Genomic DNA, 14,406 nt, shown 5'->3' with positions numbered 1-14,406 from the left:
CCTAGGTCCAGAGTGCAATATATGAGAAATTACCGGGCTATAGATACTGATTTGCAAAGGTTAGAACCAAAGAAAGTTATATTTTTTTATTGACAGACCTATATATTACGATATTCACTAAGGGATTAGTGAGTAATGGTTATACAATATGAATGGTGGGGTATCAGGCAAGGAAAAAGTTATACGCACTGCTTTCGATTTTAAGGAGCCTTACAGCGATTGGCATCAAATTTTTAAACGTCCTAATCAACAGTATAACCCTTCCAACTATGATTCGTCAAGTGAAATAGATGAATACGATATAGAAACTCAAAAGATTGAAGAAGGTGATGGCCATGATTCAGGTATTAGTTCCGATGATGAGGATGACCGGACAACTTATACAGCAGTACAATTAACTAATGATTCTCTTGATAGCCAAAGATATACAGGAATATGCATTCCAACAACAACTGATGGTTGGGTAGGTGAAAATAATCATCAGACTGGTTTATCAGGTAATTTGCCAGACGGAAGTAATAATCCACAAATTTTTAAAAGCGATCCTTTACAGCATGGTAGTAATGGTTTAGGTTATAACTTCAATGATTATAGTCAAGCGACTTGTAGCAAATTAAGTGCTTCAGATCAAGAAGAGGGTCAAGGCTATTCTTTAGGTGATTCTTGTGAAAGTAAAGAAAATTTGACAAAGGGCGCTGGCGGTAGTAATCAGACTTTTGAAGGTGAACAGAAAAGCTCAGAATTTCCGAAAGTTGACAATTGGTCAGATAGTGATGGGAACTCAGAAGATAGTTCGGACTGTGGTGATAATGATGTTGGTCATTATGATACAGATTGTGGTAAACGCTACAGTCATCTGAGTTTTCATGATGAAAACACAAACATAATAAAAAAAGATTCTTTTTCTTTAGCCCAAATAGAACTGAATAAAGCAGAAAAGGAAAAGTATGAAAGTATTTGGCAAGAAATGGATAAAATCCTTAGTAATTCAGATGAAGCTGGTGAATGTGAAGAAGATGATATTGGGAAGTTGAAAGGGAGACTTGATGAAGTTATAAGCCAAGCACTGGAACAAGGAATTATGTTCACTTTTCCATATAAAGACGGCGAGTCCTTTGTAGACCGTATAATTAATACAACACAAGAACTATATTGGGTCGATTCTACTGAGAATTCTAGACTTCTAGAGGAGAAAAAGATATTACAAGTAATATCGGAGGGTGCAACTTTAAATAAATTTACTAAAGAGAGGTACGATGATTATGTAAATTGTATTTACAGAGAAAAAGAGATTTTAAGTCAAAGGAATAAAAATATTTTAGGACTTAATAATTTAGCATATGAAAGTATTGTAAACAAAAGCAAGCAGACTCAAAATGTATTAGGAGCGTCGAACAAGAAAAAAATCTTGTTAAACCGGAAAGAAACTATTTCTTCACTTCCATAGCAATTTTTATATATAATTTATCAAGAAGTACTTCTGCAGTTATAACCGACTGATCAATGGTGCTTAAGTGCCCGTTTAGGAGCGTGGTTTTGGAGGAACGGTTAAACCACTGATGGAGTCTATTATGACTACCTCGATTAGAAGATTGTATAATCTAACCGTCCCAAGCTTAAGTGCTTCTCCATTATAAGTTATAGTAGGATAATTACCATGATAAAGGCAAAAAATAAACTAGAAATAGTGAATCCTGATACAACAGGAATTGATATCGGCTCAGCTGTACATTATGTATGTGTACCTGAAGGAAGAGATGAACAACGTGTCAAAAAATTTGGATGCTTTACAGTTGATCTTCATAACTTAGCAGGGTGGTTAAAGAAATGTAAAGTTAGAACAGTAGCTATGGAATCAACAGGAGTATATTGGATTCCTTTGTTTCAAATACTTGAGTCATATGGATTTGAGGTAAAATTGGTAAATGCACGATATATTAAGAACGTGCCTGGTAGAAAATCCGACGTTCAAGACTGTCAATGGTTACAACAATTACACAGCTATGGATTACTCCATGGGTCGTTTAGACCTGATGATCAAATGTGTGTGTTGCGTAATTACGTTAGGCAACGTAGCAACCTGATTGAAAGTGCATCCACACATATTCTACGTATGCAAAAAGCGTTAATTCAAATGAACGTTCAATTACACAAAGTCATAAGTGATATTACTGGAGTGACCGGTATGCAAATTATCAAAGCAATAATTGAAGGTGAAAGGAATCCTGAAAAATTATCAGAATTGAGAGATGTACGGATAAGAAATGATAGATCTACCATGGCAAAAGCGCTAAAAGGCGACTACAGAAAGGAACTCTTATTTGTGTTAAAGCAAGAATTTGAATTGTATAATATTTATCAGGAAAAAATAGCAGAATGCGACAAAAGCATCGAACAATATTACAAAACATTTGAAACAAAATCTGACGAGAATAAGCGATGCAGCAAAATAAAGAATAGGTTTTCAAAAAACAGACCAGACTTTCCTTTACACGAAGAACTGTATAGAGTAACCGGTATTGATTTTACTAAAGTTCCTGGGCTTGATGTGCTAACTATACAAACAATTATCTCAGAAGTTGGTTTGAACCACGATAAATGGCCATCAGAGAAGCACTTTACTTCTTGGTTGGGGCTAAGTCCTGCTAATAAAGTTACAGGGGAAAAAGTATTTGGGACGAGAACTCGCAAAGTTATTGCTCGTGCTGCAAATGCTTTTAGGATGGCTGCCCAGTGTGTGTCAAGAAGCAACGGTGGGATTGGTGCATATTGCAGAAGGTTAAAAAAACGACTAGGAGCACCGAAAGCGATTACCGCTACGGCTAGGAAATTGGCGTGCATTTTTTATAGTATGCTAAAGTATGGACAGGAATATGTAGAGAAGGGCATTGATTACTATGAAAAGTTATATAAGGAAAAAATAGTGAAGACTCTAAGCAAGAAAGCTAGTGAATTTGGTTATGTCTTGATTAAAAAAGAGCTACTAGCAGAAAGAGTTTCTTAGAAGTAGACAAGGATAATAGATATTTTTGTATAGAGTACTCGCAAGATAGTATTGTTGAAGTTGCAGAAATCCTAAACAATGAAAAAGCCAAAGACTTAAATTTAAGAGTTGGCATACTCAAAATTGGAGAAAGTATAGTAAGAGTTGAAAATGTAGAAGAAATAGGGGGAAAAAGAAATTACATGGATGTCTCAAAAGGTGGTATTGAAATGTCTTTTACTACTGAGGTAGGAGAGATAAGTATTTATCTAAGTCCTAGTGAGAAAGGCAGCAATAAAATAAAAGTGGAGATTGATGGGGAAAACAGAGCAAGGCTTAATGAGTTAAAAAATAGGGGAAAAAGTTTAGGGGAAAACTGTCTTTTAGGAGGAAAAAGTGTTGAGGAAGCTATAGAGCATGAAAGTTTTGAAAGATATGGCAGTGTACCTAACACTGCTATGAAGGAATCTAGCTTAGGTTGCGTTGCTAAGAGGTTGTCCGGAAACTAGTAAATTCAAGCATATTCCCTCTTTAACATAACCCTACTCATAGCTAGGTATATGAAATTCTCAGTGGATGTTGTGAGTAAATCATACTCCTTCGATAGCCTTCTATTCCTATTAACCCAAGCAAAAGTCCTTTCTACAACCCATCTTCTTGGCTGTACTTTAAACCCTTGTTCTCTTGTTGGTAGTAGCTCAGGTGGCGTATCTTTGTGCACCCAAAATCTACATGGAGGCCTTTTAACAATTTCAATATCTATGTCATATTCTTCCTTTATGTGATTCTTTAAATTTCTTCCTTGGTATCCCATGTCAGCCCACATTTTTTTAACTTTAGTATATTTTGTTCTCATATTGTTTAATGCTATTTTAATACCATCTCTATCATTTTCGTTAGCAGCGCCTACGTAACAACCTAGTATAAAACCCTGAGTGTCTGTAATTATATGCCTTTTTCTACCCTTTACTTTTTTACTTCCATCATAGCCTTTGATCCCCCCTTTTCTGTAGTCTTTACAGATTGACTATCTACTATACAGGCACTCGGCTGCTCATTCCTTCCTATTTTTCTTCTACTATATTTTGTAATTTCATAATTCATTTTCTCAAAAATTCCCTGCTTCTTCCATTGCCTGAACTGCTCATACACAGTCTTCCATAGCGGAAAATCATTTGGTAAATACCGCCATTGACACCCTGTACGCAATACATAGAAAATTGCTTCTAATATTTCTCTTTTGCTATACTTTGGCGGCCTTCCTCCTTTCTTGTATGATACTCTGAAGTGTTTTTCTATTCTTGCCCATTCCCTTTCGCTTAGATCTGTTGGATACTTTTTTCTCATCTTTACCCCGTACTAAAATTTCAGATATTATAGCCTTTTACTTATTTCCGGACAACCTCTAACATAGCAAGGGGGGATAAGCTTGCAGAGATAAAATGATGGGCCAAATTGGCAGTATTTCGCTTTTGTAATGTACTTCAAAATGGTAGTATGCAAGCTAGATAGAACTTAATTGACAGACAAGAATTAACTGATGGAAAAATTGACATAATCAAACAATCACAGAATAAACTAGTGAATTTTTTGAAAAGTATATAAAATTCAAGTTTAAGTAAATAGCATGGCACTTAGACTCATTCCAGACAACCTCGATATCAAGTTTAGTAAATATAGGGATTTGACTGCATTAATTAGCATTATTCTTATCATCTTTTCAATATTCACTGTTGTGCTGCGTGGAGTGAACTTAGGCATAGACTTTGCAGGCGGAATTTTGATAGAGATAAAATCTTCAGATGAGAATCACTCTATTCTCGATGCATTAAAAGAAAATGGTTTTACAGTGCAGAGTTCAAAAGCGGGTGATAATTTAGTCATGCGTTTTAAAGATGAAGGAGATGAAGATAAAATCAAAAAGATAAAAAGCATACTAGAAGAAAAGCTGGGGAGCTCAATAAGCTATCGTAAAATAGACTATGTTGGCCCACAAATAAGCTCAACACAAATATTTGAAGGAATGTTATCCATGTTGATCGCGATTGTTGGAATATTTTTTTACGTTTGGTTTAGATTTAATTGGCAATGTGGATTCAGTGGAATAACAGCACTGATTCATGACGTGATTTTAACTGTTGGTTTTATTAGCCTAACTGGCATTGAGTTTAATATTTCATCAGTTGCAGCTCTCCTTACTGTCATTGGTTATTCAATCAATAACTCAGTAATTATATATGATCGGATTCGAGAGTATCGCAGGAGTGGTAAAAGTGGGCGGATGAGTGAGGTAGTAGATGCAAGTATCAACGCTACATTATTTCGCACTATATTAACTTCTGGTACAACCCTTCTTGCTGCTCTTCCTTTGGCATTAATCTGCACAGATGCAGTGAAAGACTTCAGCTTGATCATTTTTTTTGGTATTTTGATTGGCACTTGTTCTGCAATATTTATTTCTGCTCCTATATTGACCTACAGAGCTTTGATAAGTAGATTGTAGAAGTGTTTAGTCGCGGTATAATATCAACTTATTATCTCTTATAGTGAAATGAAAATACCTTAAAAAGCTCATTCCAAGTAGTGAATGAGACATAGAATGAGTGTTAACGCTTGCCTGTACATCATTAATCAAAAAATTTCCTATTTTAACTTGAGGTATTTGAACCACTCCAGCTTTTATTTGACCTTTCGCAGTTTCATATATTTTAAAATCCTGAACATTTTGTAAGTTAATACCAACATGTAATGCGTCTTTTTGTGATAGAACAATATCGGTTGCTCCAGTATCAAGCAAAAACGTTATATTGCGATCATTGACTTGAGCCTGAATATAAAAGTGTCCATCATATGACTTCGTAAATTCAATACTTCCACTATTCTGACCGCTATTTTGAATTCTTCCTTTATATGGTAAAAAAGTACTGAGAAATCTGTCGCTTAGTTTGTCCCTTTGTGAATCAATAAGCATTGCAGTAGTGGCTATTATTAGCAACCAAATAACTAGATTTTTCACCGCGTTCATATTGTTAAAATTTGAAGCTATTAAAATAAATTTTAAAGATCAGCGTTAAAAGTTATTATTAAAAATAAGTAAATTTCATTGTTTTAGTACAATATTTAGTATACACTTTAAGAAGATATGTTTGATTTAATTTCATGTCAGAAGCAAAAAGTTTAATTTTGGCAGCTATCCTTTCCATGTTAATCATGGTGTCTTGGCGTATTATTTATGATAATTTTTTTAGTACAAACCAAAACCAGCCATTGATTGAAAATATTGAACATATCGAATCTTTTAACGACCTTGCTCCTATAATATACCAAAATCGTTCTGAAATTATTAATTCTACTCGAGAACAGAGGGTTAGTTTAACCAATAACATGATTAAAGGATCAATTTCTCTGAAAGGTGCAAGGTTTGATGACTTAATTTTAACTAATTACCACTTAGAACCGAGTTCTTCTTCTCCACAAGTGGTGTTACTGTCACCTGCAGAATCAAAAGATGTATATTTTGCAGAATTTGGGTGGCTCGATCCGAGTAACAAGATTAAAGTTCCAGATTCTAAAGCAGTCTGGCGAGCAGATAAACTTAATCAAAAAGAGGTCAATTTATCTTGGGACAATGAGAATGGCATTTTATTTAGAATGAAAATTAACCTCGACGATAATTACATGTTTAAAGTTGAGCAAGTTGTTGAAAATAATACAAAGGATAATGTAGTTTTGGTTCCTTATGGTAAAATTAACCGTAAACGTGACAATATCAACGAATCTTATTGGATATCCCATGAAGGAGTACTGGGTGCATTTGATAATAAACTAGAGGAGTGGACATATAAGGATATTTCCAAAAAACATTTAATAAAAGCAAGCACGAGTGAAAAAAATTGGTTTGGTTTTGCTGATAAATACTGGCTCACAGCCATCATACCTGAAAAATCTGATAAAATAAATGTAAGCATTAAACACACAAACGTTAATAATACTGATAAATTCCAAGTAGATTTTGTCAAACCTTACAAGAGCATACTTCCTGGTGCAAGCGTTTCTAATGTGAATTATTTTTTTGCTGGAGCAAAAAAGTTGAATTTACTGGATTCTTATAAGGACACTCTCAATATACCCCTGTTTGATAAAGCTGTAGATTTTGGTGTTCTTTACTTTATAACTAAACCAGTGTTTTTACTGCTTGAATATTTTAACTTCGTTTTAAAAAATTTTGGCTTAGCAATATTATTGCTGACTTTAGTAATCAAACTTTTGATGCTTTCCTTATCTAATAGATCATATATTTCGATGTTTAAGGTAAAAAGCCTGCAGCCTGAATTAACTCGTATAAAAGAGTTGTATAAAAATGACAGCTTAAAGCAGCATAAAGAGACAATTGCATTGTTTAAGAGAAACAACGTAAATCCAATGTCGAGCATTTTTCCCATGCTAATACAAATACCGGTATTTTTTGCTCTATATAAAGTATTATTTGTTACTATAGAGATGAGGCATGCTCCTTTTTTTTTATGGATTAAGGATCTTTCAGCTCCTGACCCAACGAACATCTTTACATTATTTGGGTTGTTTAATTATAACTTTCCTATTTCTATAGGCATTTTACCTATAATTTTCGGTGCCACCATGATAATTCAGCAGAAGCTAAGTGAGAAAGATCAAACCAGTAAAGATGATATTCAAGTAAATGTTATGAAGTTTTTACCTTACATTTCTGTCTTTATTTTTTCTTCTTTTCCTGCCGGCCTGGTAATATATTGGATATTTAGTAATATTATAACTCTAATTCAACAGTCATTAATAAAGTTGTTTTTAACAAAAAAAGTGGTAGTAAATGTCGAGAATACTAATAGTTAATTCGATTTATTATACTGAAATAGCGAACCTTTTGCTTGAAGGTGCAATTGATAAATTAAAAGGCAGTAATGCCAGTTACGATGTAGTTGAGGTTCCTGGTACATTTGAGATACCAGCTACAATTCTTTTTGCAGTCAAGAGTGGGCATACTAATTATGATGGTTATTTAGCTCTTGGGTGCGTAATTCGCGGTGAAACCGATCATTATCAATATGTTTGTAAAGGAGTAATTGAAGGCTTAAATGAGGTTGTTATGCATTATGCAATACCCCTTGGTATGGGTGTAATTACCGCTGACAGCAAAGATAAAGCACTAGTTAGAGCTGATAAAAACAAAAAGAACGTTGGTGGCCATGCAGCCTCAACTGTTTTGCGTATGATAGATTTACACAATAAATTAAAATAATGGAGGAAAAACCAGTAGATAAAAAGTGGCGCATAAAAAGAAGCACGGCAAGATTTCTTGCTGTACAAATTGCTTATTCAAATATTTTCGTAGGTTACAACAAAAGCACTTTTAAACTGGAAAATTGTGAGCTTAAGGACTACATAAATAAGTTGAAAGATATATTTGAATGTGAAGAATTTGAACATCAGTTCTTAGAAAACTTGTTATATAAGGTTATAAAAAGCAGTGAAGAATATGATAAAATAATAGAGTCTTATTTACACCCAAGTTGGTCCCTTTCACGGTTAAATCTTATAAGCTTATCTATTTTGCGTGTTGCAATATGTGAGTTAGCTAATTGTGATACGCCAGTTCCAGTTGTCATTAATGAATATACTAACATTGCATCTGATTTACTTGATAAACCAAGCGAAATAGGTTTTATTAATGGGTTATTGGATAAGGCAAAAGATGCAGTTAAATTAAATAAAAATCCTTAGCAATTATAGCCAGCAAGCACAAGGTGTCATCCGAGTAGCTGCTGTATGAACATTGTCTACCAGATCCCAGTGCTTGACACTGGGATCCAGCCTTTATTATTTGGTTGAAATTAAGTCTTCTGGATCCCAGTGGGCTTTGTTGCATCGCTCAAGTGAAAAGAACTGGCAGTTACTGACAAAATTCATTATAAATAGCCATTTAACTGTTGAAGAAAAAATATGCCACAAAAAATGAGAGTCAGTAACTGCCATGAATATAACAAATTTCTCCAAGAAAGAGGAAGCATTTTTTGTTATATCAATGACGCCATAGAAAATTGGTACGAGAATTGTCCAAAAATGCAGGGCGGCAACTATATTTATAGTGATAAAGTTGTGATTTTGGTGCATATAATCGTCAGTTTCTTTAGAATTGGTTTAAGACAAACAGTCGGGTTTATAAAAGGGTATTTGCAACAAATAGGAAGAGATTTGGCAGTTATCAGCTATTCACAAGCATCAAGAAGGTTTAAGAAACTTAATATTAAGATAAATGATTGCAGAATTGATAAAAATAATATGGAAGATATCGAAATTGCTATAGACAGTACAGGAATTAGTATATACAACAACACACAGCAAGGAAAATAGCACTGACAGAAAATATCGTGGCTATGAGCAAACGAGAAAATTGCACGTAATGTTGAATATAAACAACAAAAAAGCCATAGCTGTAAAATACAGTAACGGCTGATCACTATGGAGCTTGTGATTTGCTAAAAGAAGTTGATTTTCAGCATGCCATAAAAGCACTATATGCAGATAGAGCATGTGATAGGCACAAGTTTTATAAGTTGTGTAACGAATATGATATAAAGACAAAAATTCCACCAATAAACAATGCGGCAGAACATCCAGAAATAGATTATATGTCTAACAGGAATGCTGCTATTAGGTTAATAAAATTATACGGTGAAGATGGCATGAAAGAATGGAAAAAAGAAGTAAATTATGGGAAAAGATCTTATATTGAAGGGTTTTTCTCAAGATTAAAGCAAATATTCGGATTTAGTTTTAGGAATAAATCTGAGATAAATCGAGAAAAAGAACTGCTAATCAAATGCTATTTGCTTAATAAATTCACTGATATTGGTATGGCTAAATTTGAGATAGTTACATGAATTTACCATAAATCACCATCTCATAAAGTGTGATGCAACAAAGCCATCCCAGTGTCAGCTACTTGGATGACAAGAAAGGGAACACTGGAATTTTTGTTTCAGCATTAGCCATGCATCTAAACAGATACGTTGCCTTGAGAATCGCAACATCCATGCAGTTATGCGCGTAACACTGAAAATCAAAAAAACAAAGAGGCAGACTTAATCTACCTCTTTTATACTTAGCTGTCTAGTCTGGTACTTTTCCTTTAGCAGCTTGTTCAACAATAGGTGAGCCTAAATAAGTGTTAACCTCTTTAGCACCATCTTTGTCTAAACCTAATGTTTTATTCCACTTTGTTTCATTTACTGCCTCGAACTTACCTTCATCGTTTTTCTCTTTTAGTGAACCTATCTTGAAGAGTAAAGTATTGCCTAGTATACTGGTAAGCTGATTAATATCAACAATAATACGGTAGTTCTTGCCTTCTAAGCTGAAGTCTATATAATATTTATCCTTTTCTACCTTACCTTCTTCATCTTTAACTTGGTTATTCCTTGCAATTTCCCTAAATGCGTCTTTTGTTACTAGCAACCCATCCTTAATAACCTTCAGAGCTTTCAACTCAGATATTTCGTTATTTTTGCTGATAGCATATATTGCTAAATAAGTCAGCGCAGCAGCAACAAATGCTAAAACGCCCATTCCAAGTGGTGTAGCTGCAAAAGCTGCTAGCTTGCAAGTTGAAGGCCTCCAAAGCGGTGTTGAAAGTATTGCTAATCCACCTATAACGTATATAGCAGTAAATGCAACAAATACAGTGTTTGCTTTGTGGAGCTGGCCACAATGATTTTTGAAAGTTAGCATAAACGACTTCATTTAATAAAATATTAATATGCTTAAATTGTGTATAAAAGAACTGTCATAGTTAAGCTTTTTCGTAAGCTACCTGCCGCTTGAGCCAAAGCCCCCTGCATTGCGACCGGTTTCTTCTGCGCAGAATTCTTCTCTGTCATCCCAAATTACCTGAGATACAGGAGAAATAAGGATTTGTGCGATTCTATCTCCTCTTTTTATTTCGTATGGCTGATTACTTAGATTAATTAGACAAATTTTAACTTCACCTCGATAATCAGAGTCTATAGTACCCGGAGAATTTAAGACAGTGATTCCATGTTTTGCAGCAAGACCAGAACGTGGGCGGATTTGCCCCTCAAAACCGTTTGGTATTGCAATCACAATTCCAGTTGGAACAAGTAATCTTTCAAGTGGATTTAAAACAGCAGAATCATTCAATGCAGCATAAAGATCCATGCCAGCACTCTGCGTAGTTGCATAACATGGAAGAGACAAGTCTTCTCCGTGTGATAATCTTTTTATTTCTACTTTAATTTTACTTCTTTGCACTCCAATTTACCATCTATGAAGACTCAATTATAGCATGTAAATTGTATCTGCAAAAGTGATAAATGTAAATGATGTCATTCCAGCGCGTGACGCTAGGCCATAAAATTCCTTGACAAGTTCAGTGCTCCTTTTTTTGTCATCCCAGTGCCTCTATGATGTCATTCCAGTCTGGAATCTAGTCCTTATTATGCAGCCACTTGGTTGAAATTAAGTCTTCTGGATCCCAGTGTCTGGGCACTGGGATGACATCATAAGGGCGCTGGGATGACACCCTGACAACCGTCATCCCGCTACTTGTTAGCGGGATCTAGAGATACCGCGATTCATTCGCGGTATGACGTAGATTGCTGTCATTCCAGTGTCAGCTACTTGAATGACACCCTCTTGGTATTCGTGTAGTTGCAAGCAGTATAGCTATAAATCACTCACAATCGATATGCTTGAATTACTCTCAGTAAATAAATCAAGCATAATGTTAGGTATTCTACCATCAACTATGTGAACAACTCCAGCACATTCCTCCGCCATTTTAACGTATGCCATAAGCCTTTCAATAAATTTTTCCCCTTTAATTTTCCCACAATCAATCGATGCATTTAAATTTTTAACAGATATCTTCCTGCCACCAATTTTATCTATTTCTTCATCTGTGTCACTCAAGATTATCATTTTAGATGCAGAAACTGCGATTGCGATTGCGCTTGCAGTGCTATCGGCATCAATATGATATGTTTCCCCATCTTTTCCATGACCAATTGGTGCAATAACTGGTATAAAATCTGATTCTTCAATAAAAAATAATATATCAGGATTGATTTCAGTGGGTCTACCGATGAACCCCATGTCTAATATCTTTTCGATATTATTTGATCTATCTTCTCTAAGCGTAGCGGTTATTTTTTCGGCTTTAATTAAGTTACCATCTTTTCCACATAATCCAATAGCTGAACCACCAGCAGAATTTATATGCTGAACAATTTTTTTATTAACTGAACCACACAGTGCCATTTCAATGATTTTCATAGTGTCTTTGTCTGTAAGTCTGATACCATTCACAAACTTACTGTTCATATCCAGCATTTTTAACACCGAGTTAATTTCATATTCTCCTTCATGAATTATTACCGGATTTATACCAAGCTGCTTCAACAAGACAACATTATGCACAAAAGTATTAAATAGTGTTTCATTTAAGATTATTGTACCACCGCATTTAATGACAAAAGTCTCGCCTACAAAGCTAGGTATGTTAGATAGCACTTCAAGTAATATTTCTGCTTTTTGTTCAAATGATACCTCACCCTTTAAAAATTCACTACTCTTCATTTTTTTATCTTGTAAACTTGAAAAACTCATCTCTTACCTTGGTTATTTTATGCTTAACACGGATGCTCATTTGATGAATTGACACATTCTCATTATTAATCCATTTTTGAATATCTTCTATAACAGCACCTAAGCTTTTTTGACTTACTTTATCTATTTTTGTTAGCACAATGTTAAAGTTAATGTTATTATATATTAACCAATAAATGAAGTCTTTGTCTATTTCTTTTAATCCTACCTTGCTATCTATCAACACAAACACTCTTCTTAGATTTTCTCTTTGAATTAGATAATACTCAATTAAGTTTAAATATTGTATAATTTCCTCCTTGCCTGCATGAGAGTAGCCATACCCTGGTAGATCAACAAGTCTGAACTTATCATCGTACATAGAGTAAAAATTTATTTGTCTAGTGCATCCAGGTTTAGAGGAAACTCTGGCAGCTTTTTTGCTGTTTATCAGTAAGTTGATCAGACTGGATTTTCCTACATTTGATCTACCAGCAAACGCAATCTCTGGAGCCGACTCATTTGGTAATGATTTTATGTCCGAAGCTCCAAATATGAAATTGCAGTTTGATGTTATCTGTTTTGCCATTATATTCAACTAGAAGGTAGTAGGTATATTATAGTGTTATTGCTTGATATAAGAAATTTTTTATTTCAGTATATATTACTTAGCTAGATCTGTGCTATATGGATATGGAAAATAATTTACAAGACTTAAAGAAAAAATTTAATGATATAGAGAGGAATTTGGAAAATCCTACCAATTTAAGTCAAAAAGAATTCATTACCCTTTCAAAGGAATACTCTGAGCTCAGGCCAATAATCAAGATAATTGATGAATATAACACGCTGAAAGAGGAAATTTCAGACTTAGAAGAAATAATGAAAGATGAAAACAGCGAAGGTGATATAAAAGAGTTAGCAAAAGAAGAATTCTTCGAAAAGCACAAGGTATTATTACCAAAAATAAAAGCAAAATTAAAGTTAGCATTATTGCCCAAAGATGAAGATGACTCAAGGAATGCAATATTAGAAATTAGAGCAGGCACAGGCGGAGAAGAAGCAGCATTATTTGCAGCAATGTTATTTCGTATGTATCAAAAATATGCAGAAAGAAGAAATTGGAAGTTCGAGCCAATAAGCATTTCTAATACAGGTATAGGTGGCTATAAGGAAGCTTCTGCACTCATTAATGGAACAGAAGTTTTTGCAAGGTTGAAATTTGAATCAGGGGTGCACAGAGTACAGAGAGTGCCAGAAACTGAATCTTCAGGAAGGTTGCATACCTCTGCCGCTACTGTTGCGATATTACCTGAAGTAGAAGAAGTTGACTTTAAAATAGAAGAAAAAGACTTACGAATAGATGTTTATAGATCCAGTGGTCCTGGAGGGCAATCAGTGAATACAACCGATAGTGCAGTAAGGGTCACCCACTTGCCAACAGGGATAGTTGTGATACAGCAAGATGAAAAATCGCAGCATAAAAATAAAGCTAAAGCGCTCAAAGTATTGAGGGCAAGGCTATACGAAATTGAAAGACAAAAAAAAGAAATGGAAAGGTCAACAATGAGGAAAAGTCAGATTGGCTCTGGTGATCGTTCCGAGCGCATAAGAACATATAATTTCCCACAATCAAGAATAACAGACCACAGAATTAATCTAACTTCACATCGGCTAGAGCAGATTATAAAAGAAGGCGAACTAGATGAATTTATTGAGGCATTAATCTCACGTAATGAAGCAGAAAGATTGGCAGGGGAAAGTTAGCAGCCTACAATGGAATA

General features: G+C 34.6%; 15 protein-coding genes and 1 pseudogene. 10 read left to right on the top strand and 6 right to left on the bottom strand.

All coding sequences use genetic code 11. The features are described 5' to 3' along the window. The first annotated feature begins 148 nt into the window (after nucleotides 1-148). From AAGD62_RS01080 to AAGD62_RS01070, 3 genes are all read left to right on the top strand, one after another. Complete coding sequence (locus AAGD62_RS01080; RefSeq protein ID WP_231115891.1) at nucleotides 149-1,447, top strand: hypothetical protein; 1,299 nt, start codon at nucleotides 149-151, stop codon at nucleotides 1,445-1,447. Nucleotides 1,448-1,657: 210 nt separating this feature from the next. Next, nucleotides 1,658-3,004, top strand: coding sequence for an IS110 family transposase (locus AAGD62_RS01075; RefSeq protein WP_155968747.1), 1,347 nt, complete (start codon nucleotides 1,658-1,660; stop codon nucleotides 3,002-3,004). A gap of 209 nt (nucleotides 3,005-3,213) precedes the next feature. Continuing rightward, nucleotides 3,214-3,492 carry a hypothetical protein gene (locus tag AAGD62_RS01070; protein WP_231115890.1) on the top strand — a complete coding sequence of 93 codons (279 nt, stop codon included), beginning with the start codon at nucleotides 3,214-3,216 and terminating at the stop codon, nucleotides 3,490-3,492. A 5-nt stretch (nucleotides 3,493-3,497) separates the two neighbouring features. Here the strand turns inward: AAGD62_RS01070 and AAGD62_RS01065 are convergent. Continuing rightward, nucleotides 3,498-4,330, bottom strand: a pseudogene (locus AAGD62_RS01065) (IS5 family transposase). A 280-nt stretch (nucleotides 4,331-4,610) separates the two neighbouring features. On the opposite strand from AAGD62_RS01065, the gene secF reads away from it, so the two are divergent. Next, a complete protein-coding gene (secF, locus tag AAGD62_RS01060; RefSeq protein ID WP_155969185.1) occupies nucleotides 4,611-5,486 on the top strand; it encodes a protein translocase subunit SecF in 876 nt (291 codons plus the stop codon). Nucleotides 5,487-5,492: 6 nt separating this feature from the next. Here the strand turns inward: secF and AAGD62_RS01055 are convergent, their stop codons facing one another. Next, a complete protein-coding gene (locus tag AAGD62_RS01055) occupies nucleotides 5,493-6,008 on the bottom strand; it encodes a TIGR02281 family clan AA aspartic protease (RefSeq protein WP_006279648.1) in 516 nt (171 codons plus the stop codon). 134 nt (nucleotides 6,009-6,142) lie between these two features. Here AAGD62_RS01055 and yidC point away from each other — a divergent pair, with 134 nt between their 5' ends. The 5 genes from yidC (at nucleotide 6,143) to AAGD62_RS01030 (ending at nucleotide 9,900) form a co-directional block, all read left to right on the top strand. Continuing rightward, a complete protein-coding gene (yidC, locus tag AAGD62_RS01050; RefSeq protein WP_155969187.1) occupies nucleotides 6,143-7,852 on the top strand; it encodes a membrane protein insertase YidC in 1,710 nt (569 codons plus the stop codon). After that, entirely contained in the window at nucleotides 7,830-8,258 is a 429-nt protein-coding gene (locus AAGD62_RS01045; protein WP_006279647.1) for a 6,7-dimethyl-8-ribityllumazine synthase, read from the top strand. Before yidC ends, AAGD62_RS01045 begins: the two co-directional genes overlap by 23 nt. Continuing rightward, nucleotides 8,258-8,740 carry a transcription antitermination factor NusB gene (gene nusB, locus AAGD62_RS01040; protein WP_007549265.1) on the top strand — a complete coding sequence of 161 codons (483 nt, stop codon included), beginning with the start codon at nucleotides 8,258-8,260 and terminating at the stop codon, nucleotides 8,738-8,740. The genes AAGD62_RS01045 and nusB overlap by 1 nt, the downstream gene beginning before the upstream one ends. A gap of 219 nt (nucleotides 8,741-8,959) precedes the next feature. Beyond that, a complete protein-coding gene (locus AAGD62_RS01035) occupies nucleotides 8,960-9,370 on the top strand; it encodes a transposase (RefSeq protein ID WP_151807722.1) in 411 nt (136 codons plus the stop codon). Nucleotides 9,371-9,492: 122 nt separating this feature from the next. Next, nucleotides 9,493-9,900, top strand: coding sequence for a transposase (locus AAGD62_RS01030; RefSeq protein WP_196770142.1), 408 nt, complete (start codon nucleotides 9,493-9,495; stop codon nucleotides 9,898-9,900). Nucleotides 9,901-10,129: 229 nt separating this feature from the next. Here AAGD62_RS01030 and AAGD62_RS01025 read toward each other — a convergent pair whose 3' ends face one another. From AAGD62_RS01025 to yihA, 4 genes are all read right to left on the bottom strand, one after another. Further along, the gene (locus AAGD62_RS01025) at nucleotides 10,130-10,747 is read right to left on the bottom strand and encodes a hypothetical protein (RefSeq protein WP_231115830.1); all 618 of its coding nucleotides are present in this window, start codon (nucleotides 10,745-10,747) and stop codon (nucleotides 10,130-10,132) included. A 78-nt stretch (nucleotides 10,748-10,825) separates the two neighbouring features. Next, nucleotides 10,826-11,287, bottom strand: coding sequence for a dUTP diphosphatase (gene dut / locus AAGD62_RS01020; protein WP_006279458.1), 462 nt, complete (start codon nucleotides 11,285-11,287; stop codon nucleotides 10,826-10,828). A 414-nt stretch (nucleotides 11,288-11,701) separates the two neighbouring features. Next, nucleotides 11,702-12,613 (bottom strand): acetylglutamate kinase, encoded by a 912-nt coding sequence (gene argB / locus AAGD62_RS01015; RefSeq protein ID WP_265032110.1) that lies wholly within the window; start codon nucleotides 12,611-12,613, stop codon nucleotides 11,702-11,704. A gap of 4 nt (nucleotides 12,614-12,617) precedes the next feature. Further along, nucleotides 12,618-13,211 carry a ribosome biogenesis GTP-binding protein YihA/YsxC gene (yihA, locus tag AAGD62_RS01010; protein ID WP_010962460.1) on the bottom strand — a complete coding sequence of 198 codons (594 nt, stop codon included), beginning with the start codon at nucleotides 13,209-13,211 and terminating at the stop codon, nucleotides 12,618-12,620. Between the two features lie 98 nt (nucleotides 13,212-13,309). Between yihA and prfA the strand changes: the two genes are divergently transcribed. After that, on the top strand, nucleotides 13,310-14,389 hold the full coding sequence (prfA, locus tag AAGD62_RS01005; protein WP_007548640.1) for a peptide chain release factor 1: 1,080 nt from the start codon (nucleotides 13,310-13,312) through the stop codon (nucleotides 14,387-14,389). Nucleotides 14,390-14,406 lie beyond the last annotated feature (17 nt).

Origin of the sequence: Wolbachia endosymbiont (group A) of Eristalinus aeneus, assembly GCF_964026915.1 — a bacterium.
In the GTDB taxonomy this organism is placed as follows: domain Bacteria; phylum Pseudomonadota; class Alphaproteobacteria; order Rickettsiales; family Anaplasmataceae; genus Wolbachia; species Wolbachia pipientis.
The sequence above is the reverse complement of the archived record's forward strand: the minus strand, read 5'-3'. Positions and strand labels throughout refer to the sequence as shown.